Below are 21,197 nucleotides of genomic sequence, written 5' to 3' on the forward strand. Positions count from 1 at the left end.
AGACGAATCATGAATGATCAGAAAACGCTGCTGCAGATCGACGGTGTCACCAAGATTTTTCCGGGCGTCCGCGCGCTCGACAACGTGACGTTCTCGGTGGTTGAGGGCGAGGTGCACGGTCTTGTCGGCGAGAATGGCGCGGGCAAGTCCACGCTCATGGCAGTCGCGTCAGGCGCGCTCGTTCCGGAGTACGGGCGTGTCGTGATCGACGGTGTAGAAACGCGAGGCGATACGGAGCAGGCTCGCCGCCTGGGGTTGGCCATCGTCCGGCAAGAACCGGCGCTCATGCCCGACTTGAGTGTTGCGGAGAACCTCTATCTTGGCGTGCCGCTCAAGCAGCGTCCGTCGCTGATGCAAGTCGCGCCATGGGCAGAAGGACTCCTGAAGCAATGGAGCGATGACGTCGCGATCGATGCGAACGAGCGCGTGGTGAGCCTGAATCCGGAGCAAAGGTTCATCGTCGAAATCGTCAAGGCGCTCGCGGCGAAGCCCAAGGTTCTGGTCCTCGACGAGCCGACCGAACATCTGCTGGCGGAAGATGTCGAGCGGCTGTTCGAACGCATCCGGAAGATCACGGCTTCGGGTTGTGCGGTCGTGTATATCTCGCATCGGATCCGTGAGGTGCAGAAGATCGCGAATCGGCTGACGGTGCTTCGTGATGGTCAGGGGCAGGGGACCTGGCACGCCGCGGGCCTGAGCGAACAGGAGATCGTCGAGCTGATCGTCGGTGGGGCGCTTGACCGCGACTTTCCGCCCAAGGGCGACGATGAAGGCGCGAGCGTCATTCTCGACGTGGCGGGACTACGTGGCGCAGGCTTCAGCGATATTTCGCTTCAGGTCAGCAAGGGTGAGATCGTGGGCCTGGCCGGTATCGACGGCAACGGGCAGCGGGAGTTCATGCGGGCCCTGGCGGGCCAGGCGCGAAGCCGCGGTCGCGTCACGGTAACCGGGACTCACGCGAGACTTCACAATTCGCAGGCCGCCGCTGCATCAGGCATTCGGTATCTACCGGGCGACCGTCATCGCGAAGGCATCTTCGGCGAATTATCGGTGCGCGAAAACTTTTCGATCCGCAGTCTGTCTTTCGATTCGATCAAGGGCTGGGTGAGCCAGCGCAGCGAAGCCAGGCGCACGAAAGACGCCGTCACGCGATTCGCGGTCAAGACGCCATCCATCGACACACCTATTCGCAGCCTCTCGGGCGGCAACCAGCAGAAGCTTGTGCTCGCGAGTGTGCTCGCCAGCCAGCCGAAGGTGCTGCTGGTCGACGAGCCGACCCAGGGTGTGGACATCGGCGCGCGCATGGAAATCTACAAGGTGCTCAGAGAAGCGGCTGCTGCGGGCACTGCCGTAATCGTCGTCTCGTCCGATGCGCATGAAGTGGCGGGACTCTGCGACCGTGTGCTGATCTTTTCACGCGGACACGTCGTCAAGGAACTCGACGGTAACGCAGTCAGCGAGAACAACATCACGTCTGCAGTGCTGACTGTCACCACCGAGCGGGAGAAAGGCTTGTCCCGAACCGCAGGATTCTGGAAGTGGGCTTCGGGAGATCTCGCGCCGATCGTGATGCTCGCGGTGGCCGTCTGCGCGCTCGGTCTGTATGCGGCGCATGTGAATCCCGCTTACCTCTCTGCACGAAACTTGAGTGGCATGCTGGCGCTCGTGGCCACGCTGGCCATCGTCGCTTATGGGCAGCAATTGCTCATGCTGGTCGGGGGAATCGATCTTTCCGTGGGGCCGCTTATGGGCCTCGTTGTGGTGATCCAGTCGTTCTTCCTGAACGATGGCGCGACATTGGGCCATCAGCTCTCGGGGTGGGCGATCGTGCTGCTCGTGGCCCTGGCAGTCGGGCTGGTGAACTGGATGCTGGTTGGCCCGTTCCGGCTGCATCCCATGGTGGCGACGCTCGCAACCTATATGGCGCTTCAGGCCGTCTCGTTGCTCCTGCGCCCGGTTCCAGGCGGCCTCATAGCCGATCGCGTCGTGGACACGATCGGCGCGCAGTTCGGCTTCATGCCCGTCGTTGCGATAGTGGCGTTCGCGATGGCGGTCGTGCTGGAACTCGCGCTGTTCAAGTCGAAGTTGGGGATCACATTTCGCGGCGTGGGCTCGCGCCTCGAAGCTGCCCGTATGGCCGGTGCACGTCCACAATTGACGTCGCTTGCCGCTTACCTCGGCTGTTCATTCCTCGCAGCGGTTGCGGCTGTGCCGATGATGGCGCAAGTCGGCTCCGGCGATGCCAGCGCCGGCATCAACTACACGCTCGGAAGCGTTGCAGCGGTGGTGATCGGCGGGGCGAGCCTCTTCGGCGGACGCGGTTCCTTCGTCGGCGCACTGCTCGGTGCGCTCCTCATCATTCAGGTGAACGTGGTGACTTCGTTTCTCGATATCGGCGATTCGTGGCAATCGTACCTTCTGGGCGGAATGATCCTGGCTTCGGTCGCGCTCTATTCCAGAAGCAGAGAAATGGCGGTGGCGAAATGAGAAAGGCAATGCTCAACCAGGCGGAAATCATGTCGGAATTCCTCGAACCCTCCTCAACGAAATCAAAAGCAAAGCCGGCGCGTTTCCCCTCGATCGACGAATTCTCCTGGATCTGGGTGGGGTTGATCCTGCTCTTCGCGTGCAGCGCCATCATCGCGCCGGGCACCGTTTCGCGCGGCTCGATCCTGGCCATGCTCCCGTTCGCTGGCATCCTCGCGATCGTCGCGACGGGGCAGACGCTGGTTATCCAGCAGCGCGGGCTGGATATGTCGGCGATCGGCATGGTTTCGCTCGCGGGCATCGTCATGGCCAGAACCGGATTCGCGTTCGACTCCATTGTGCTCGCTGTCGTTATCAGCGTTTGCGTTGGCGGGATCATCGGTATCGTCAACGGCGCATTGGTCTCCCGGGTCGCGATTACGCCGCTGGTCGCTACGCTTGCCGTCAACGCGTTGTTGATTGGTTTCGCCCGCTCGTTGACGGGCAACGTTCCGGTCGATGTTCCGACCGTCATGCAAACCATCTCGCATGCACAGTTTCTCGGCCTGCCTGTCAATGTCTGGTTCGCGCTGGCTTTCGTCGCGAGTGCCTGGCTAATCACCCGCAAGACGGTGGTCGGGCGCAGGTTCATTGCCGTGGGCGTCAATCCGCGCGCGGCGCAAGCCGCGGGTGTCAACGTGCTGAAGTACAAAATTGGCGCGTACTTCGCATCGGCCGTGTGCTTTTCGGCAGCGGGGATGCTGCTCGCCGGATTTATCGGCAGTGCGTCGCAAACGTCGGGTAACGACTATCTGCTGCCCGCAATCGCTGCGGTGGTGGTGGGCGGCACGCCATTCACCGGTGGCCGGGGTAGCGTCATTGCGAGCGCCGTGGCCGCGCTATTCATGGCGCAGCTCGGGCAGCTCGTGCTGGCGCTGGGCGCGGGCGCCGCCGTTCAGCTACTCGTTCAGGCATGCGCAATCTTGCTGGCGACGACGGTGCGCCATCTTCCGGAATTACTAAGAAAACTTCGCAAAGAGCGGAGGTAGGCGCTTCGCAGAAGTTTCTGCGCGTGAGCCGTCGGCAGGACCGCGGCGCCCGTAGGGAAAGGTTCGACAGAGGCCTCCGGATGATTGGTGGAGACAATTTTTTGCTGAGGAATGCAAAATGAAAAAACTGGCAATGTTTGCGGCTTTGACGACCATCGGAATCTGCAACGCCTATGCGCAAAGCTCGGTGACGCTGTATGGGCGCATAGCGGCAGGCTTCGACTACGTGACAAATGTGGCGACCCCGGATGGCTCAAAGAACAATTTCCGGTTTGGCAGCAACCAGTACGGCTACAGCTGGTTTGGCCTGAAAGGCGATGAAGACCTCGGCGGAGGTCTGCACGCGGTGTTCAAGCTTGAAAGCCTCTTTACTTCCGGAACGGGCGAAACACCGCCGGACACCATCTTTACGCGGGACGCGTACGTAGGCCTTGCCAGCGACCGCTTTGGCAGTATCTGGTTTGGCCGCGCCATGAGCCTGACTGACGAGACTGGCTGGTACATCGATCCGCTGGGGGAACAGGTAGGAATCGGCGTCGGCAACTTCGCGTACGGACGCGCCTGGGGGCCGCGGCCGAACGTAGTGACCTACAATTCGCCGCAATGGGCGGGATTTTCCTTCCGCGTGCAGAATGGATTTGGTGGCGTGGCAGGTAACTTCCAGTCTGGCCGCCAGTTCAGCGTGAGCGCGCAGTACACGCACGCTAGCTTCGCTGCTTACGGTGTATACGAAGAAATCCGCGACGCCAACGGGCAATTCTCCGACCTGTATGCGGCTTCGCGAGAGTACATGATCGGGGGCACCTATACGCTCGGGTCGCTGAAATTCTTTACCGGCTTTCAGCAACTGGTGTCGTCCGGGCAGGACACGGTCGCGACCACATTTAATCCGTTTGCTGCAACGCGGAGCCAGCAGGAGTGGATCGGCGCTTCGTATCAGGCTACTCCCGCTCTCTCTTTTCAGGGCGGCTGGTATCACGGTAACGTGAATCATGGCGGCGGAACCGGCAATCTCGCTGCCCTCGGCACCACCTACAACCTCTCCGCACGGACGTTCCTCTACCTGACCATCGGCGCCATGTTCAACGGCAAGCAGTCCTCATTTCCGGTGGAAGCGACCGATTCGCTGCCGCTGCCGGGCCACAATCAGCAAGGTGGCTACTTCGGTATCATGCACTTCTTCTGATGACGCATCGGGCCGTCGGCGCAGCTTGTCTCGCGGCGGCCGCTCGCACGACTTGTTCACGCTGTGCGTGCTCACCAGCCGGTGTCCGACTGGCGTTTATCCGAGGGTCAAGGCGCAGTGCTATCCCAGACCGGGGTGAGCCCAGGAGGATTGACGATGCGGCTGCCGCTTGCCGCCAATGCGTGGATTGCCGCCATCTCCGCATCGTCGAGCGCGAAGTCGAAGATCGCGAGATTTTCCGCGAGGCGTTCTATCCGGGTGGTTCTGGAAAGGGCAACTGTGCTGGGCTGCTGAACGAGCCATCGAAGAACGATCTGCGCAATCGTCTTGCGGTGGCGACCTGCGATTGCTTTCAACACATCGTCGCTGAATACACGTCCGATCGCCATCGCACAGTAGGCCGTGACGGCAAGGCCCGCCTGTCGCGTGCTGTCGATCAGCACGGACTGGTTGAGGTACGGATGATATTCGAACTGATTCGTCACGAGAGGCGCGGCAGAAAGGCGAATGGCTTCCGTCATCATGGCACGGTTGAAATTGCTGACGCCGATATGCCGAACCTTGCCTGCCCGTGCGACGGTATTCAGGCCTGCGATTTGTTCGGCAAGCGGAATATCCGATCCCGGCCAGTGCAGTAGCAGGAGATCAATGTAGTCTGTCCGAAGCTTGCGGAGGCTCTCATTGACGGACGCTTCGAAATGTCCCTCTGCGTAATTGCTGACCCAAACCTTGGTGGTGAGAAAGAATTCACTTCGTGGGCGATTTGACGCGGCAACGCAGTCGCCGATGGCCGCCTCATTACCGTAGATCTGGGCGGTGTCGAAATGCCGGAAGCCGGCGTCAATGGCCGCCGGTGCCAGTCGACGGACTTCGGCTTCGCTCAGACCATAGGTGCCAAAGCCGATGGCCGGTATGGCTGCGTCGCCAGCATGAACGTCACGCATAAGGGGGTTCCGGAAGAGAAGAGGGGGAAATGGGTTGCGGGCAATCAACTATCGGACGGCGTGATTTGAGCGTAATTCGACGTAATTTCGACGTGTCCGTCGCCAATGAGTCGATCGATACTGAACAGGCCGGCACCGTAAATCGAAAGGGCAAGTAGTCCACCTGCCATGGCTAGATTCGTTAGAAATTGGATCAGCTGGTTCTGGTCTGCGAACGCATGGTGAAAGATGGCGGCCGTCGAAACGCAGTATGCCGCCAGGATCCACGCAGCGACGCGGGTTCGGTAGCCGAAAACGAGCAACGCTGCGCACGCCAGTTCCAGCAACATCGAGCCGATACACCATAGCAGCGGTGCGGGCAGGCGGAACGTCCTGACGTACTCGATGGTCGCCAGTGGCCAGAACAGCTTGTTGACGCCGCTAGCAACGAAGAGGGAAGCAAACAGGAACCGTCCGGCCAGGGCGAGCAGATCGTTACCTGTGGAGTTCGCGATGGCCATGTGCCTGTCCTCGATGTGTTGACGCTTGACGGAGGGGCTGGTGAGCGCTTAGCCCAAACGGCCGGCGCGGCGAAGCTGTGCACCGATCTCCTTGATCCTCGCTTCTCCCGCGCGCAATGCATCGGCAGACGTATGAACGGAGTAGTGTCCGAGCACGAGCTTGTGCGGATGGGCGATGGCGGAGCCGAGAACGAACTCGCAGTCCTCGCTAGCCGTGAGGGCCACCGCATCTTCCGACTCGTCGAATACCACGAGTTCGTCGGCGAGGCGCGCGTTGCCCACTCTCAATGCGCCGCGTTGAACGCTCAACCAGGCAACGCTGTGCCCGGCTGGCGGCGTGTACTGCCATTGTTCGCCGGCCTGAAGTCTCACGAGCAGATAGTTGATGCCCACAGGAGCCAGAACGGGGCTCGTGACTTCCCCGTAGCTGCCCAGGATGACGGCCGCTGGACCCGTGCGAGGGATGTCGCCTGGGCGCAGGTACTGGCTGGCGGGAGAACCCAATTCGAGGGATGCCGGTAACGCGGTCCACAACTGATAACCGCGCACCGTTCCACTTCCTCTAGCGCCGCCGCCATGCCAGACCCCACCGCCTGCATTCATCCACTCGACGCCGCCAACTGGCAGCACGCCTGATGCGCCCGTCGTGTCCTCATATTCCACCTCGCCTTGCAGAAGCACGGTCGTGGTCGCAAGACCCGAATGCGGATGCATGGAGAACCGCAGCGCCGCTGCGTCCTTGCTCTCGAAATAGTCGAGAAAGACGAATGGCTTCAGGATCTCGCCAAGGTCGCCCGGGCTGACCAGCCGCGTGATGGAGCCGTGTCGCCGCCCTGCCGTGCGCAAGACAACCGCTCTCGCGCTGTCTTGCGGCCCGGCGGTATCGAGCCCAGGCCGTACTTGAAGAGGTGTGCAATGAGCGGTTGATGCTTTTGATGCGGCGTGCGGAGTTGTATCGGACGACATGATATTCAGGCGACAGCGCCGGTTGATGACATTGAGCTAGGGTAGGCGCTTACGTGTCCCACGAATAGCCTGTATTTTTCGATGTAATCCATCGCCAGTGGAGATACGTGACCGGTGCCGCGCTGATGCGATGGCCAACCGCCGATTCCTAGAAAAAGTGCTGGATACCCAACGAGACGCCGGTTGTCGATCTGCCGGATGCCAGGCCGGCGCCCGCGAGCGATGCGACACTATTGGCGCCCGACGCATGCTGGTATGTGACCTGCTGGTAGACCGACGTGCGCTTCGAGAAAAGGTATGAGTTCGAGATCGTTATCGTCTTCCAGTTTCCGCCATCGAGATTTTCGACCCAGCCGCCAACCGCGATGATGTCGTCCGGCCTGACCGTCCAGTTCGCACCCGCGTCGACGGTATTGGCATTGCCCTGGCCTGTGGCCAGGGTGATGCGTGACTGCGTGAACGCGGCGTGCAGCAGAACGTGAGTGAACTGATAAGTCGCGCCGACTCCCCAGTTGACGAGTTTATCGGCCACAACGCCTTCGGATGCGCGCAACGGTGTACCAAACAGCGACGGGAGACCGACGAAACTGGAAAGCTCCAGGAAGCGGTTGTTCTCATTCGCGTAGGCGGCTGCGAGGCTGAGTGGACCGTTCTTGTACTGAACAAAGAACGAGTAGTTCCGCCCTTCGCTAAAGTTGCCTGGCACATTGCCAAATGCAAATTCCACACCGGTTGAGAAGCCGGCAAAGGTCGGGCTCACATACTTGACCGCGTTGGCGAACTGGAAAAAGTTGGCGACTTCGTCGAGGTTGCCCTGGTGGAGCGAAAGGATATTGCCGAGCAGCAGGGGCGTTTGATAGTTGGCGAGAACGTCATACATGAAGCTGGGTTGGCGCCCGAGCGTGAGCGTGCCAAACGTGTCGGACTGCAGGCCAACGTAGGCCTTCCGGTTGAAGAGCGTTCCGGGAACGAGCGACTGCCCGTTGTTCAACAAATACTCGCCCTGCAGGTCGAAGATCGTGCGCAAGCCGCCGCCGAGATCCTCCACGCCCTTCAAGCCGAAGATATCCGGCGCATGCGTGTTGCCTTCCTGGACGAGGGAGTGTCCACCGACATTGCTGATGTATTGGACCGCTGTGTCGGCGATGCCATACAAGGTGACGCTCGATTGCGCATGAGCGATGCCGCACATTGAAAATGCGGAAAGGGTTCCTGCCACTGCGTGTCTGCGAAAGGCCATTGCTTTGACTCCGAAGCGGTAATTGTTCTTCTGATGGATTGTGTCGATGAAGAAAAAGATTGCAGTACTAAGAAATCAGCTCGTAAAGCTCCATACCAGGGTCCAACGGCTCGTGTAACCTTGCGGACCACGGGCTTCTTGCGGTGTTGCATTCAACAATAATGAATGCGATAATTTATGTTGAATACTATAGGGGCCGCCCACGAGGGGTGTCAACAAGGTTGACGTGCGGGGAAACCCGGGCGGCGTGGGTTCAACACTTCAATACGGCAGCGATATGACCAATGTGAGCGCGAGGCGCGGCATTCAATCCGTCGAGATTGCGTTTCGAATTCTCTCGGCGTTGCAAACGAGCGTGCGAGCCCTTCCTCTGAAAGAGATTGCCGCACTGTCCGAACTCACGCCGAGCGCGACGAGCAACTACATGATTAGCCTCGTACGCACAGGCCTCGTGTCCGCGGATGAAAAGCCGGGATGCTACAAGCTCGGCCCGGCTTCGCTTGCGTTGGGGATGAGCGCGATCAACCAGCTCGACGGCTTCGATATCGTGCGGCGTGAAGTGATTGCGCTGCGCGACGCCACGCTTAGCGGTGCGGCGGTGACGGCATGGACCGACGACGGGCCAGTGAGTCTGTTCAAGCAGGAGGGGCAGACGCGCAGCATTCTCGAATTGAGAACGGGCTTGATCCCACTGGTGACGACGGCAGCGGGAAAGCTGTTTATTGCCTGCCTGCAGGCCAGTCGCACTGACGAACTCATTGCTCGCGAAATGTCCGGCGAGAAGGATTGGAGTGCGGCCGCCATGCGGGAAGAAGCGAGCGCCGAACTGCGCAAGAATGGCTTTTCGATGGTTCATCGCGGTAATCTTGGCTATGTATCGGTTGCCGCCCCGATCTGGGACCGGGACGGGAATCTCCAGTTTGCAATCAGCCTCATCGGGACGCCAGCCACGCTCGATACGGATATCAATGGCGAGGCGATCAAGGCGCTCCTCGAAAGCGCCGTTCGCGCGACGATTGCGCTGGGGGGAAAGGTCTCCCGCCAGATCGGATAGACGCCTGGGTCACGTGTCTCCAACGGCTGCTGCTGCCAATACGATGGCATTGAACCTGCCCGGCGCTTCCAGTTTCGGCATGTGGCCGATACCATCGAGCACATGAAGCGTCGAATTGCGCGCGGCCTCGTGTATAGGGCGCGCGTGATCGTTGCCAGGCGCGATGTGGTCATCGTCGCCGATAACGATGGAAATCGGCGCCTCGACCGACGCGACCACAACTGGCGTATACGCAGAGAAGAGCATGTCGACGGCATGCTCCCATCCCGTTGGCGTAACCGCGTCCCGGAGTGTCGAGACGAGGGCACGGACCTGGGGCGTGGCGTTGGGGGCGAGCAGGGCGTCGACCACCGCGGCGCGTGCTTCGGGAGACTGAGCCGCCCCGCTTCGCATCAGCACCTCGCGAGCGGCGGCGCGGTCCGAAAGCGGCAGGTGAGCGCGTGCGACGTTGGGCGCGCTCAATACGAGGGCGCGCGTTGCGTATGCGTATTGCGCCGCAAATGTCGCGGCGATGACGCTGCCCCACGAACTGCCGACAACGGTTGCACGCGAGATGCCCAGCGCCGTCATCATCGCCATGACGGCTTCGGCATAGTCTGCGGCGCCAGGCGTTGCGATCGCGAACGGGCTGCTTTGTCCGTAGCCCGGGGCATCCCATGCGATCACGCGATGGCGCGTGGCAAGTGCCGCGAGTTGCGCGCGGTATCCCGCCGAGTTCGATCCAATGCCGTGCAGCAGGACGATGGGTGGCGCTGCTTCGTCGCCCGCCGCGCGGTAAGCGATGGTTTGCTTGCCGCTTAGCGTGTCGAGGTTCAACTGGATCTGTGCCACGGGAGGCAAAGAGGCTTCGAGTAAGCGGCTATCTGTTTCAGTCATGGCTCAATGTGGTCGCTATTGATAGCGCTATGCGCGGGGTGGGCATTCACGCTTCACGCAGCGCTACAGAAATTTCCTGTGCGGTGGCCTTGAGGGCTTGCGCGCAAGGTCCGTCGGTTGCCGCATCGAATTGTTCCGCGGGGCCGATTGCCGTCAAGGCAAGCACGGCCACGCCGTCGGGCGAAAGGATGGGCACACTGATCGCATTGGCAAGGACGCGGTCGTCATAGAACGGTCCAGGGCGCCGCGTCGCTACGCTCGAAGCTCTGACCGATTCAAGCATGCCTGAAAAGGTCTCTGCAGCAACTGGCAAATCCTGTGACTCGCGTCGAGCGTTCTCACGCAACTCCGCGACAACGAACCGGTCGATCGCTTCAGGCGGAAGAAAGGCCGCCAGTGCAAGCCCGGAAGCGGAAGACGTCACCGGCAGCACCAGTCCCAGAGGCAGATCCGCGGCCACAGGTGTCGCTGCAGCCTGCCAGGCGATCACAGTCGGTCCGTGATTGCCCCATGCCACCAGGGCGAGCGATTTGTCGAGCGTACTGGCGAGCCGCAAGATGCTGCGGCTCGCCAGTCGCACCGCATGCGGCTGGGATTTCATCGCACCCTGCGTTCCGACCGGAGCGTGACCCAGGTCGTGCGGATCGGCCACCAGATACTGGCCGCCGCCAAAGACCAGTGGCCGTCGCGCGCTTTGGCGAATGCGTTCGACTGAACCGAGAAAGATCACATGGTCGCCGCCGGGATAGCTGGCAACGACCTTGCATTCGAGCCAGGCACTGCAATCGCGCAGTACGGGGAGGCCGTCGACCCCGACGTCGTACTCGATGCCCGAGAACTTGTCCGGCGATCGAGTGGCGAAATGATTGGCCACGCCGTACTGGTCTTCCGCCAGGATGTTGATCGCGAAGCGGTCTGAATCCCTGAAGGCCGAATGGCTTCCAGCGGATGTCGCCTGGCTCCACAAAACAAGCGGCGGGTCGAGGGACACTGAGGAAAACGAATTGGCGGTGAGGCCATGCATTTTTCCTTCGGTGTCGACTGTGGTCACCACGGTTACGCCAGTTACAAAGGACCCCAAAACGTTTCTCAGCTGACGTTTGTCGAAAGTTCCGATGGCTGATCGTTCGTGTTCGGACAGAGGAACCGCGTTCATGACGGAACCCTTTCCAGTTCGCCGAATGCCGGCATGACGGATTCGTGGAAGAGTCCGATCGACGTTTTTGCTTCCTGCATCGACATATTTCCGAACATGAACGTGCCGATGAGATAGTTGAAACCGCCGTTGCTTGCCTGTTCCAGCAGTTTTTCACGGACGGTTTCCGGCCGTCCCACCACGGCGAGGCCCGACTCCACGAGCGGTTCGAACGTTGGGGGAAGCTTCTGGTTGACGGGTTCGGTGCCGTGCTTCTTCCAGAGTTTGATGAAGTTCGGATAGAACGCAGACCATGCCCGCGAGCCGATTTCCATCGCTTCCCGATCTGTTTCCGCTACGACGATATAGCGATTCACGCCCATGAGCGGTTCAGCGTCAAACGGATGCCGTTTCGCGAATTCTTCACGATACCGGTCGGTGATCGCCCTGACTCGCGCAATGGGACCGGCGCACACGATGTTCATCTTTTCCTGTGCGGGCCAAACCGTCGACTCGGGCGAAGCCAGTGCGTACCATGTCGGCGGCGGCGACTGCAGCGGCTTGATCTCGACGGGAACGTCCTTGAACTTCCAGAACGTGCCTTCGTAGTTGAGCGTATCGGAGTTGAGGAAGCGCTTCACGACTTCATACGACTCGACATATCTGGCCTGAGCCGTGGCAGGGTCGATACCGAGCGCTTCGATCTCGTGGGGCGAGGCGCCGCGCCCCACGCCATATTCGAAGCGGCCGCCGCTCAAATGATCGAGCATGCAGATTTCTTCGGCGAGTCGCACGGGATGATGGATCGGAAGAATGTAGACGAGCGGAGACAGGCGCAGCTTGCGGGTGCGCTGCGCGGCGGCGGCGAGGAACACGCTTTGTGACGGGCACGCGCTCAGCGTGGTCGCGTGGTGTTCCGACACGTGATAGCAGTGAAAGCCGAGCTTGTCGTACAGTTCGATGATCTGCAGCCTCTCTTCGTACTGCTGATTGATAGGAAGACCATTGCGATCGTTTTGATCAAAAATTCCGAACTTCATGATTTTTCCAGTAATTGAGGATTGGGTGATCGAGCGCTGGCGCGGGCCTGGTCGATTAACGCGTCGAAGTCTTGCTGAAGACCTGGAAGATGTTGTCTTCAGGGTCTTTGTAAGTGACGACGAAGCCATGCGCTCCCATGTCGCGCTGCCCGAGCAGCACACCGCCCGCGGAGAGGATTTTCTGTTCGACTTCCGCACGCACGTCGCCGGTAACCTGGAAGACGGGGACAGCGCCGACCGCCCCTTGTGCGGCTTCCTCTGCGGAACTCAGCGCAAACGCGCTACGCTGCAGGCGGAATTGCGTCCACTTGTTCGCGTCGCGAAACTGGACAGGCATATTGAACGCCGCGATATAGAACTCGGAAAGCCGGCCGATATCTTTTGCGACGATATAGACCGATTGCATGTCAACTTCTGCCATGGCGAGTGCTCCAGTAAACTGTGATTGGGGGAAGGTGGGCGACCTGGCGAATGCCACGCGCCAACGAGCGTTAGGCTGTTTGTTGGTCTTGCAGACCGAGTTCATCGCTCATGATTTGCCGGATCAGGTACTTCTGAATCTTCCCTGTCACGGTAGTCGGAAACGCATCGACAAAGCGAATGTATTTGGGCACTTTGTAATGCGCTATCCGTTGCTGGCAGAATTCGCGGACGATGCCTTCGTCAAGCATGGCGCCAGGCGTGCTGACGATCCACGCGCAGAGTTCTTCACCATAATGCTTGTCAGGTACGCCGACCACCTGAACGTCGAGCACGCCGGGGCAGGTGTACAGGAATTCTTCGATCTCGCGCGGATAGAGGTTTTCGCCGCCGCGGATGACCATGTCCTTGATTCGTCCAACGATGTTGACGTAGCCCGCCGTATCCATCGTTGCGAGGTCGCCTGTGTGCATCCAGCCTTTGGCGTCGATGGCTTCTTTCGTCCTGTCATCCTGGTTCCAGTAGCCGAGCATGACCGAATAGCCGCGTGTGCAGAGCTCGCCAGCCTGACCGCGGTTCACGGTTTCGCCGGTCACCTGGTCGACAATTTTTACCTCGAGATGCGGCAGGACCTGGCCGACCGTGGTGACGCGCTTGTCGAGCGGGGTATCCGTCATGCTCTGGCAACTCACGGGGCTGGTCTCCGTCATGCCATAGGCGATGGTGATTTCGGAGAGATGCATTTCGTCCACTACGCGCCGCATGATTTCGATCGGGCAAGGCGAGCCGGCCATGATGCCGGTGCGTAGCGTGCGCTTGTCGAATGCAGCAAAGCGCGGGTGATTCAACGCGGCGATGAACATGGTGGGCACGCCGAGCAGCGCCGTGCATCGCTCGGCCTGCACGGCTTCGAGAACGGCTTCAGCGTCGAATCTTGCCGAGGGATAGACGATTGTCGAGCCGTGTGTGAGCGATGCCAGATTGCCCATGACCATGCCGAAGCAGTGGTACATCGGCACGGGCACGCAGACGCGATCCATTTGGGTGAGCTTCATGCATTCGCCCACGAAATACCCGTTGTTCAGGATATTGCGGTGACTCAGCGTCGCCGCCTTGGGAAGTCCGGTCGTCCCACTGGTGAACTGGATATTGACGGCGTCGTCCGGGCGCACGGTTGGGCGGACGTCGTCGAGCAATGTGCGGCCGGCCGCCGCGTGGTCGAACAGACTGGAGAAGCGTTGCGCGCCCGCTTCGTCCGGAGCGCCACTTTCGTCGATCCACCAGATCGTCTCGAGCTTCGGCAAGCGGGACTTGCCCAATTCCCTCAGCATGTTCAGATATTCGCTCGATCGATACTGGACCATCGTCACGATCGCCTTGCACCCCACCAGGTTCAACGCATGCTCGAGCTCGGCGCGCCGGTAGGCCGGGTTGATGTTCACGAGAATCAAGCCGGCCTTTGCCGTGGCTAGTTGCATGAGCAGCCACGCAATGTTCGTGTGCGACCAGATGCCGATCCGGTCGCCGGGCTCGAGTCCCGAGGCAAGCAATCCCGCGGCGAGATCGTCCGATTGTTGTCGAAGCTCGCCGTAGGTGAGGCGGATGCCTTCATGCCGGCTGATGACCGCAGCATGCTCATTCAACCGATTGGCGATTGCATCGAAGTAGTCGCCAATCGTCTGATTGATGAGCGCCGTGGAGCGTGTTCCGCGCTCATACGAAAGCGTATTCATGGAGTCTCCTGGATGTTCTTGCATTCAACAATAATGAACGCGTACAGCATAGTTGTATGTTAGGATGCTGTCACGGACGTGTCAACCCGTTTTGCCGCTGTCGTGACTTTTTGAATGTCGGTGCAAAACCAGTAGGCTTTCGATCAAATGCAACCGGAGATCACCCTCACTAATGCAGGCGACCTTGTCATGATTGGTTTGGAGAACGAAGCAAAACACAGTGCAGTTGACCCGCACCTTTGCGAAGGCTTGCTTGGCGCGCTAGAACGTATTGGGGCGACGAAGCAGTACCGTCGCCGCGATCATTTGCTCGATGGCGCGGATCTTTTCGGCAGGCGCCAATCTCGCCCAGATTCTGGAGAAGTTGGACGGGGCGGACGGGTTTCTCGAAGCAGTGGCCGGTGAAGGGCCATCGCACACTCAGGTTCTCGCTACCACTTGCTGTTCAGCTTCTCGAAGCCTGCGACTAGCGCGTCCAGCAGATGCCGGACCGCCGGAACCATGCCGCGGCGCGAGGCGAAGATCGCATGCACGAGGCCGGGCTCGGTGGCGAGCCCGGGCAGCAGGTGCACAAGCTGCCCGGAACGGATATCGGCATCCACGAGTTCGCGAGGCAGCAACGCCACGCCAATTCCATTCATCGCGGCGATGCGCAGGCTGGCGAGATCATCGCTCGCGAGGCGTGGCTGATGGGTCCATGACGTCGCGTTGCCTTCGGCGCCTACGAGGTTCCAGACAAATCTCTCGCCGCTGTTCGCCATGGCGAGCGTGGGCCACGCTTCCAGTGATTGCAGGGCGGTGGGCGCGGGGTGGCGCGCAGCCAGGTTAGGACTGGCAACGAGGATCTGCGAGGAAAGCCCGAGTTGCCGGACGGCGAGATCGGTGCTTTCGAGCGGGGGGAGCCGCACGCGGATAGCGAAGTCGAGCCCTTCCTCGACGACATCCACGCGGCGGTTGGTGGCATCGATGAGTACCTGGACCTCGGGGTTGTCCTGTATGTACTGCGCGATCATCGGGGTAATCCCCGAGCTTAGCAATCCTACCGGGCAACTGATCCGTATCGTGCCCTGCGGTTTGGAGCGTGTCTGGTCGACGATGTCCTTGGCAGCTTTCGATTCCGCAACGAGGGCGAGGCAATGCTGGTGAAAGCGCCGCCCAATTTCGGTCAAGGACAGGCTCCGGCTGGTGCGATTGAGCAGGCGAACACCCAGCTCTTCCTCGAGTGCCCGAACACGCCGGCTGAGTTTGGATGTCTGCGAGCCGAGGGCGTGCGCCGCCGCCGTGAAGCTCCCACGCTCGACGACTTCTACAAAGATCCGGAGATCGTTGAGGTCGGTGATCTGGTTCATTGTCGGGCTCTCGCTGAGGATGCGTCGTTCTATCACGCGCAACGTTGCTTTGCAATTCGGGAGATTGGCGCGCGATCATTGCGGATTTAGTATGGCGCAACTGACCGAGGACGGGTTATTCAGCAGCGACAGAACAGTTGAATAGCGCCGGTTTCGAGCGTCCGGGAAACAGGGTGGATACGGGCGATCTGTCGATCGGAAGGGAAGATGTTTGGTAATCCTGATTGAAATGGTTTGTGCGCGACTGGCGATGGTGGAGGCTGGCGCGAATCCCTATCCTGGTCCACCAAAGTGAACTTCTTTGAGGAGATCGTCATGGAACGATACAAATTTATTCCGCTGCTGGGCCGCATCATGCTGGGCGCGCCTTTTGCGATGAGCGGGCTCAGCAAGCTAGCCGCCTACGCGGCAACGGTTGGCTATATCAAAGCGATGGGATTGCCCGTTCCGCCGCTGGCGTACCTGGTTTCGATTGTGATCGAGTTGGGCGGCGGCTTGCTGCTTCTTTCGGGCTACCGCGTGCGTCCCGTTTCGGTTGTGATGGCATTGTTCTGTCTGGTAACGGCAGCGTTCTTCCACCACAACTTCGCAGACCAGAATCAGATGATTCACTTCCTGAAGAACGTCATGATGGCGGGTGGTCTTCTGCAGATCGCTTACTTTGGCGCCGGTGCTTATAGCCTGGATCAATTCTTTGGGCGCTTCGGCGCACGCCTGGCATCAGCCAGTGCGAACTGAAGTAGCGTGACGGGCCGCCCGTGCAGTATCGACGTGGCGGCCTGGATGGTTCTTATCGCCGATATTTAAAGATAAGGATATCGAAATGTTGGATGGCGTATCGTTGGACCAGCTCCGGGCATTCATCACGGCAGTTGACGAAGGTAGCTTCTCCGGGGCAGCGAGGAAGCTGCACCGGGCGCAATCCATGGTCAGCGAGCTGGTGTCGAATCTGGAAGGACAGATTGGCGTAGCGCTGTTCGACCGGCGCGGGCGCTACCCCGTTCTGACTGCGCAAGGGCGTGTGCTGCTGGCCGACGCGCGCAATGTCGTTTCCGGTGTGGACGGGATGAAGGCACGTGCCAAGGGCATGGCATCGGGGCTGGAGCCCGAATTGTCCGTCGTGGTGGATGTCTTTTTCCCGTTTCAAGTTGTCGTCGAGGTCGCGAAGGCGTTTCGCGGGCGCTTTCCGGGCGTGCCCTTGCGGCTCTACGCGGAAGCGCTCGGAGGCGCGTATCAACCCGTCATCGACGGACGTGCTGCCGTCGGCATTGTGGGTTCTTTGCCTTTCGTGCCGCCAGGACTCACGTCGGAGCGGCTCGCTGGTGTCGCATTTACGATGGTTGCCGCCAATACGCATCCACTGGCCGCGATCCGTGGGCCGATTGCCAAGGATGAACTCGCGCGACACACGCAGCTCGTGCTAACCGACCGGACCGATTTGTCGGCAGGCCACGAATTTGGTGTGATGTCTGGGGCGACCTGGCGCGTTGCCGATCTGTTCGCCAAGCATGCGCTTTTGATGCACGGGCTCGGCTGGGGTGGCATGCCCGTGCATACCGTCCAGCACGATATTGCGGCGGGGCGCCTCGTTGAGCTTCACGTTGAAGACGTGCCTCCCGGTGGGCTCGTTCTTCCGATGTTGGCCGTGTACCCCGTTGCGGCGCCGCCCGGTCCGGCTGGAAGATGGCTGATCGAGCAACTGCGTGACTGTTCTGCGACCGCGTCGCACGCATTGCTGGCGGCATAAACCTCCAGCAATGGACGCGACGCTTTAGCGCCCCGTGAATATCACCGGTTCTGGCTGGACGCCGCGCCTCATTGCTTCGGCGCGCGCGGTTCGGCCTTTGCGTGCGTCATCCGTGCCGTGCAACCCCATCGTGATGTCCAGCAGAACGGAATCCGCGGCGGGCACGCCACCGCCCGCCCATGCCTTCAACAGCGCCCGGATAGCGGCATACGAACGGGTGGGGCCATTGGAAAGGCGCGTCACGAGCTTTGCCGCGACGGTCTCGACTTCTGCGTCGGAACACACGAAAGCGGCCACACCGAGTTCGCCGGCTTTCTCGCCGGTCATCGGTTCACTCAGCATCGTGTAGCGCGCAGCCACTGCACGACCGGCGCGTTCTGCCAGCCGCTGGACTCCACCCGCCACCGGGGCAGAACCCACCGAGGCCTCGATGTTCTGAAAGACGGCGTTGTCGGCAGCGACGATAAAGTCGCACGCCAACGCGAGTTCGAATGCTCCGCCGAAGCAGGCGCCGCGAATAGCGGCGACCGTCGGGATTTGCAGCGCTTCAATGGCGCGGTACGAGTGATGGATTTCGCAGATGAACGTACGCCATTCATTGAAGTCCTTATCAATGAAGTCGAGGACGTCGCCGCCGTGACTGAAGTTCGCGCCTTCGGAGCGCACAAGCAGAGCGCGAATATCGGAACTGCTGGCCTCGTGTACGGCCTCTTTCAGTGCTTCGCAGAAGCGGGTATTGATCAGATTCGACGGACCATCGGCGAGCACAATGTGCCCGATATTGTCGCGGCGTTCAAAGCGGATGACCGACATGGGAAGTCTCCTGAAGAGTGATGGAGCGTGTGCTCGCAGAGTGGGTGCGAGGAGTGTCGCGCGAGGGCGAGCAATCGACAATCCAGTGCCGCAAATAACACTCTTCCACGCGGCTGATGAGCCGCGTTGGACCACACTCAGGAGCGGTCAATCGGGTGACTGCGCAAACAGGTCGCGTACGAGGCCTCGCAGCCACTGATTGCCCGGATCGTCCTGCTGTGAACGGTGCCAGTATTGCCGCACGTCGAACGGTGGCATCTTGAACGGAGGTTCCAGAATCGCGAGATCCGCCATGCGCGCGAACATTTCTGCTACGTCGCTGGAAACCGTGACAATCAGGTCCGTCGTCGCGATGGTCATCGGGATGCTGAGGTAATGCGGCGTATTGAGCAGAACTCTGCGCACGATTCCGTGCTCTTTCAGAAAGCGTTCGATAATTTCTTCGCGACGGCCCTCGGTCTTGATCAGCGCATGGGGCAGTTCGCAGAAAAGCTTTTTGGTCAACCGGCCCTGTACGTACGGGTGGTGCTTACGGACGAGGCATACGAACGAATGTCGAACAAGACGCTGCTGAAAGACGTCGACGCCATCGAGATCGGGGAAATAGCCGATCGCAAGGTCAACTTCGCTTCGCTGAAGCGCGGGCAACAGTTCGCTGGGAGCCAGTGACACGGTTACCAGATTGACACCGGGTGCAAGACTGGTGAGCCGCTGCAGTAATTTCGGCAACGCAACCATTTCGCCGACATCCGACATGGCAACGGTAAACGTGCGCTGGGTACTTTCTGGCTCGAAAATCGGCGTGGTCAGCACTCGCTTCTGAATATCGTCGAGTACCGCGTGAACCACGGGCGCCAGTTGCATCGCGCGCGGCGTGGGTTGCATGCCGGACCGGGTTTTGACGAAAAGGGCATCGCCAAGGTCCTCACGCAAACGCTTCAAGGCATACGATACGGCCGGCTGACTCAGATTCAGTTCCTGGGCCGCTTTGCCGAGATGCCCGTGACGCTGTAAGGCGTCAAACACGCGCAAGAGATTGAGATCGAAACTATCCATTCGGCGTATCCCCTGGATTTTCCGCGATCTTATCAGCGGAACAGGGGGCTGCCCATGCGCTCAATGGGATCACGCCTGCGGACTGGCGAGTCGATGAATATCGGCGGGCTTCAGAACGGTTTGGGGTACTCCGCGGCGCACGGCGTTTAGCATCGCATCGCCAATGATCCGGGTAGTCAATACGCTATCTGGCGAGATTCGCCGAATCACTGAGAGCAGCGGTTTGAGGACGACGTACATCCAGCGATACGCGGCTGTACGAGACTGTATGCCGTCCTCGGGAAAGATCGCCGCTGGCCGGAAAATAGCCACCTGTCGAAATCGCAGGCGCTGCAACGCATTCTCGGTTTGTCCGCGCACGCGGGCCCACATGCTGTTGCCTTGTTCACTACTGTCCGCGCCCGCGCCGGACACATAGACCATCGTCATCGCGGGACTCGCGCGAAGCAGTTCCTGAGCGACGTGGAGCGTGAGGTCGTAGGTGATCGCCCGATAGGCGGCCTCGGACATGCCGAAGGACGATACGCCTGCGCAGAAAAAGCACGCGTCGAGGTTGGAAAACGCATCGTCTGTGAGCTGTAAGCTTGCGAGATCCGGCACGGTGACGACCTTGAGTCGCGGATCGTCGTAACCTTCCAGCGCGCGCCGGCCAAGTACGACGATTTTGGTGACGTCCGCCGCGGATAGGCATGCACGCAACACGCCCTGGCCGACCATGCCGGTCGCGCCGATCAGTACGACGCGCATGATTTCACTCCGATGGCCACGTGGGCATTGCCGAGTCGAAGTCGGCCCCGAGGGTCACGGCTTTCCAGCCCTGCATCGATTCGCGGCGGGCCTGCTCCTCGGCTTCCACGACCTGCCAGGCGTCCGAGCCGAGCACGAGCCGTGCGGGCACCGTTTCACGCGAGGCGAGCATCGCGATCAGCTTCGCAATGCGCTCGGGGTCTCCCACTTCATGACCCACGTAGGCGTCCATCAGTGCCTTGAATCCGGCCATGGATGTCTCGTAGTCCTGAGGAAGATCATGCAGCGTCGTACGCGCCTCGTTGCCCCATTCGGTGCGCATGCCGCCGGGTTCCAGCGTACAGACACGAATGCCGAACGGAGCGACTTCCTTGCCCACGACGTCGCTGAATCCACCAACGGCCCATTTGGCCGCCTGGTAAGCGGAAAGTCCCGGGCTGCTGATGCGCCCGCCAGCCGACGAGACCTGAAAGATATGGCCTTTGCCTTGGGCGCGCATCACGGGGATGGCCGCACGCGTGAGGTTCACCACGCCAAAGAAGTTGGTTTCGATCTGCGCACGGAAATCATCGGCAGGCATGTATTCGAACGGCTGAATATGCCCGTAGCCGGCGTTGTTGACCAGAACGCTAAGGTAGCCGAACCGTCGTACCGCCTCGGAAACTGCCTCTCGTGCCTGCTGTTCGTTGGTGACGTCGAGTTCGAACGTCGCCAGACGATCGCCATAGCGAGCCTGCAAATCGGCGAGACGGGACGTGTCGCGCGCGCTCGCCAGCACCTTGCCGCCGTCCTGCAATGCGGCTTCGAGAATGGCGCGGCCCAACCCCCGGGACGCGCCAGTAATCAACCAGACTTTTGACATGATCGTTTCAACCT

At 60.4% G+C, this 21,197-nt stretch carries 20 protein-coding genes and 1 pseudogene; 7 read left to right on the top strand and 14 right to left on the bottom strand.

Annotation, left to right across the window (positions count from 1 at the left end):
* The first annotated feature begins 9 nt into the window (after positions 1-9).
* The 3 genes from JMY28_RS12340 to JMY28_RS12350 all read left to right on the top strand — a co-directional run bounded on the left by JMY28_RS12340 (position 10) and on the right by JMY28_RS12350 (position 4,701).
* Positions 10-2,487 (top strand): ATP-binding cassette domain-containing protein, encoded by a 2,478-nt coding sequence (locus tag JMY28_RS12340; protein ID WP_201696206.1) that lies wholly within the window; start codon positions 10-12, stop codon positions 2,485-2,487.
* Positions 2,484-3,515 (top strand): ABC transporter permease, encoded by a 1,032-nt coding sequence (locus JMY28_RS12345; RefSeq protein ID WP_201696207.1) that lies wholly within the window; start codon positions 2,484-2,486, stop codon positions 3,513-3,515. The genes JMY28_RS12340 and JMY28_RS12345 overlap by 4 nt, the downstream gene beginning before the upstream one ends.
* A 118-nt stretch (positions 3,516-3,633) precedes the next feature.
* Positions 3,634-4,701 (top strand): porin, encoded by a 1,068-nt coding sequence (locus JMY28_RS12350; RefSeq protein ID WP_201696208.1) that lies wholly within the window; start codon positions 3,634-3,636, stop codon positions 4,699-4,701.
* A 107-nt stretch (positions 4,702-4,808) separates the two neighbouring features.
* Here JMY28_RS12350 and JMY28_RS12355 read toward each other — a convergent pair whose 3' ends face one another.
* The 4 genes from JMY28_RS12355 to JMY28_RS12370 form a co-directional block, all read right to left on the bottom strand.
* Complete coding sequence (locus tag JMY28_RS12355) at positions 4,809-5,645, bottom strand: aldo/keto reductase (protein WP_201696209.1); 837 nt, start codon at positions 5,643-5,645, stop codon at positions 4,809-4,811.
* A gap of 44 nt (positions 5,646-5,689) precedes the next feature.
* The gene (locus tag JMY28_RS12360) at positions 5,690-6,145 is read right to left on the bottom strand and encodes a DoxX family protein (RefSeq protein ID WP_201696210.1); all 456 of its coding nucleotides are present in this window, start codon (positions 6,143-6,145) and stop codon (positions 5,690-5,692) included.
* A 48-nt stretch (positions 6,146-6,193) separates the two neighbouring features.
* Positions 6,194-6,991, bottom strand: a complete 798-nt coding sequence (locus tag JMY28_RS12365) for a pirin family protein (protein ID WP_236596817.1) — start codon at positions 6,989-6,991, stop codon at positions 6,194-6,196.
* Between the two features lie 268 nt (positions 6,992-7,259).
* On the bottom strand, positions 7,260-8,351 hold the full coding sequence (locus JMY28_RS12370; protein ID WP_201696212.1) for a porin: 1,092 nt from the start codon (positions 8,349-8,351) through the stop codon (positions 7,260-7,262).
* A 277-nt stretch (positions 8,352-8,628) separates the two neighbouring features.
* Between JMY28_RS12370 and JMY28_RS39520 the strand changes: the two are divergent.
* Positions 8,629-8,802, top strand: a pseudogene (locus JMY28_RS39520) (helix-turn-helix domain-containing protein); the annotation flags it as partial.
* A gap of 60 nt (positions 8,803-8,862) precedes the next feature.
* Complete coding sequence (locus JMY28_RS12375) at positions 8,863-9,405, top strand: IclR family transcriptional regulator domain-containing protein (protein WP_236596818.1); 543 nt, start codon at positions 8,863-8,865, stop codon at positions 9,403-9,405.
* A 9-nt stretch (positions 9,406-9,414) separates the two neighbouring features.
* Here JMY28_RS12375 and JMY28_RS12380 read toward each other — a convergent pair whose 3' ends face one another.
* The 6 genes from JMY28_RS12380 to JMY28_RS12405 form a co-directional block, all read right to left on the bottom strand.
* Positions 9,415-10,281, bottom strand: coding sequence for an alpha/beta fold hydrolase (locus tag JMY28_RS12380; protein ID WP_201696214.1), 867 nt, complete (start codon positions 10,279-10,281; stop codon positions 9,415-9,417).
* 46 nt (positions 10,282-10,327) lie between these two features.
* Positions 10,328-11,437: a flavin reductase gene (locus JMY28_RS12385; RefSeq protein WP_201696215.1), complete on the bottom strand. Its 1,110-nt coding sequence runs from the start codon at positions 11,435-11,437 to the stop codon at positions 10,328-10,330.
* Positions 11,434-12,456 (bottom strand): LLM class flavin-dependent oxidoreductase, encoded by a 1,023-nt coding sequence (locus tag JMY28_RS12390; RefSeq protein ID WP_201696216.1) that lies wholly within the window; start codon positions 12,454-12,456, stop codon positions 11,434-11,436. The genes JMY28_RS12385 and JMY28_RS12390 overlap by 4 nt, the downstream gene beginning before the upstream one ends.
* A 55-nt stretch (positions 12,457-12,511) precedes the next feature.
* A complete protein-coding gene (locus JMY28_RS12395) occupies positions 12,512-12,877 on the bottom strand; it encodes a VOC family protein (protein WP_201696217.1) in 366 nt (121 codons plus the stop codon).
* Between the two features lie 70 nt (positions 12,878-12,947).
* Positions 12,948-14,609 carry an AMP-binding protein gene (locus tag JMY28_RS12400; RefSeq protein ID WP_201696218.1) on the bottom strand — a complete coding sequence of 554 codons (1,662 nt, stop codon included), beginning with the start codon at positions 14,607-14,609 and terminating at the stop codon, positions 12,948-12,950.
* A gap of 431 nt (positions 14,610-15,040) precedes the next feature.
* Positions 15,041-15,958 carry a LysR substrate-binding domain-containing protein gene (locus tag JMY28_RS12405; RefSeq protein WP_201696219.1) on the bottom strand — a complete coding sequence of 306 codons (918 nt, stop codon included), beginning with the start codon at positions 15,956-15,958 and terminating at the stop codon, positions 15,041-15,043.
* 315 nt (positions 15,959-16,273) lie between these two features.
* Here JMY28_RS12405 and JMY28_RS12410 point away from each other — a divergent pair, with 315 nt between their 5' ends.
* The gene (locus tag JMY28_RS12410) at positions 16,274-16,696 is read left to right on the top strand and encodes a DoxX family protein (RefSeq protein WP_201696363.1); all 423 of its coding nucleotides are present in this window, start codon (positions 16,274-16,276) and stop codon (positions 16,694-16,696) included.
* Positions 16,697-16,781: 85 nt separating this feature from the next.
* On the top strand, positions 16,782-17,705 hold the full coding sequence (locus JMY28_RS12415; RefSeq protein ID WP_201696220.1) for a LysR family transcriptional regulator: 924 nt from the start codon (positions 16,782-16,784) through the stop codon (positions 17,703-17,705).
* Positions 17,706-17,729: 24 nt separating this feature from the next.
* On the opposite strand, the gene JMY28_RS12420 is transcribed toward JMY28_RS12415, so the two are convergent.
* The 4 genes from JMY28_RS12420 to JMY28_RS12435 form a co-directional block, all read right to left on the bottom strand.
* Positions 17,730-18,518: an enoyl-CoA hydratase/isomerase family protein gene (locus tag JMY28_RS12420; protein ID WP_201696221.1), complete on the bottom strand. Its 789-nt coding sequence runs from the start codon at positions 18,516-18,518 to the stop codon at positions 17,730-17,732.
* 147 nt (positions 18,519-18,665) lie between these two features.
* On the bottom strand, positions 18,666-19,574 hold the full coding sequence (locus JMY28_RS12425; protein WP_201696222.1) for a LysR family transcriptional regulator: 909 nt from the start codon (positions 19,572-19,574) through the stop codon (positions 18,666-18,668).
* 69 nt (positions 19,575-19,643) lie between these two features.
* Entirely contained in the window at positions 19,644-20,321 is a 678-nt protein-coding gene (locus JMY28_RS12430; RefSeq protein WP_201696223.1) for an NAD-dependent epimerase/dehydratase family protein, read from the bottom strand.
* Positions 20,322-20,325: 4 nt separating this feature from the next.
* Complete coding sequence (locus tag JMY28_RS12435; RefSeq protein ID WP_201696224.1) at positions 20,326-21,183, bottom strand: SDR family NAD(P)-dependent oxidoreductase; 858 nt, start codon at positions 21,181-21,183, stop codon at positions 20,326-20,328.
* Positions 21,184-21,197: the final 14 nt, after the last annotated feature.

Source organism: Paraburkholderia hiiakae (assembly GCF_904848665.1).
GTDB classification, from domain to species: Bacteria; Pseudomonadota; Gammaproteobacteria; order Burkholderiales; family Burkholderiaceae; genus Paraburkholderia; species Paraburkholderia hiiakae.

Excerpts from the sequence above, each read along its gene's own strand:
- JMY28_RS12410 (WP_201696363.1), top strand. The coding sequence starts at position 16,274 with ATGGAACGATACAAATTTATTCCGCTGCTGGGCCGCATCATGCTGGGC.
- JMY28_RS12425 (WP_201696222.1), bottom strand. The coding sequence starts at position 19,574 with ATGGATAGTTTCGATCTCAATCTCTTGCGCGTGTTTGACGCCTTACAG.
- JMY28_RS12360 (WP_201696210.1), bottom strand. The coding sequence starts at position 6,145 with ATGGCCATCGCGAACTCCACAGGTAACGATCTGCTCGCCCTGGCCGGA.
- JMY28_RS12350 (WP_201696208.1), top strand. The coding sequence starts at position 3,634 with ATGAAAAAACTGGCAATGTTTGCGGCTTTGACGACCATCGGAATCTGC.
- JMY28_RS12380 (WP_201696214.1), bottom strand. The coding sequence starts at position 10,281 with ATGACTGAAACAGATAGCCGCTTACTCGAAGCCTCTTTGCCTCCCGTG.
- JMY28_RS12430 (WP_201696223.1), bottom strand. The coding sequence starts at position 20,321 with ATGCGCGTCGTACTGATCGGCGCGACCGGCATGGTCGGCCAGGGCGTG.
- JMY28_RS12415 (WP_201696220.1), top strand. The coding sequence starts at position 16,782 with ATGTTGGATGGCGTATCGTTGGACCAGCTCCGGGCATTCATCACGGCA.
- JMY28_RS12395 (WP_201696217.1), bottom strand. The coding sequence starts at position 12,877 with ATGGCAGAAGTTGACATGCAATCGGTCTATATCGTCGCAAAAGATATC.
- JMY28_RS12345 (WP_201696207.1), top strand. The coding sequence starts at position 2,484 with ATGAGAAAGGCAATGCTCAACCAGGCGGAAATCATGTCGGAATTCCTC.
- JMY28_RS12375 (WP_236596818.1), top strand. The coding sequence starts at position 8,863 with ATGAGCGCGATCAACCAGCTCGACGGCTTCGATATCGTGCGGCGTGAA.
- JMY28_RS12370 (WP_201696212.1), bottom strand. The coding sequence starts at position 8,351 with ATGGCCTTTCGCAGACACGCAGTGGCAGGAACCCTTTCCGCATTTTCA.
- JMY28_RS12435 (WP_201696224.1), bottom strand. The coding sequence starts at position 21,183 with ATGTCAAAAGTCTGGTTGATTACTGGCGCGTCCCGGGGGTTGGGCCGC.
- JMY28_RS12355 (WP_201696209.1), bottom strand. The coding sequence starts at position 5,645 with ATGCGTGACGTTCATGCTGGCGACGCAGCCATACCGGCCATCGGCTTT.
- JMY28_RS12385 (WP_201696215.1), bottom strand. The coding sequence starts at position 11,437 with ATGAACGCGGTTCCTCTGTCCGAACACGAACGATCAGCCATCGGAACT.
- JMY28_RS12400 (WP_201696218.1), bottom strand. The coding sequence starts at position 14,609 with ATGAATACGCTTTCGTATGAGCGCGGAACACGCTCCACGGCGCTCATC.
- JMY28_RS12340 (WP_201696206.1), top strand. The coding sequence starts at position 10 with ATGAATGATCAGAAAACGCTGCTGCAGATCGACGGTGTCACCAAGATT.
- JMY28_RS12420 (WP_201696221.1), bottom strand. The coding sequence starts at position 18,518 with ATGTCGGTCATCCGCTTTGAACGCCGCGACAATATCGGGCACATTGTG.
- JMY28_RS12405 (WP_201696219.1), bottom strand. The coding sequence starts at position 15,958 with ATGAACCAGATCACCGACCTCAACGATCTCCGGATCTTTGTAGAAGTC.
- JMY28_RS12390 (WP_201696216.1), bottom strand. The coding sequence starts at position 12,456 with ATGAAGTTCGGAATTTTTGATCAAAACGATCGCAATGGTCTTCCTATC.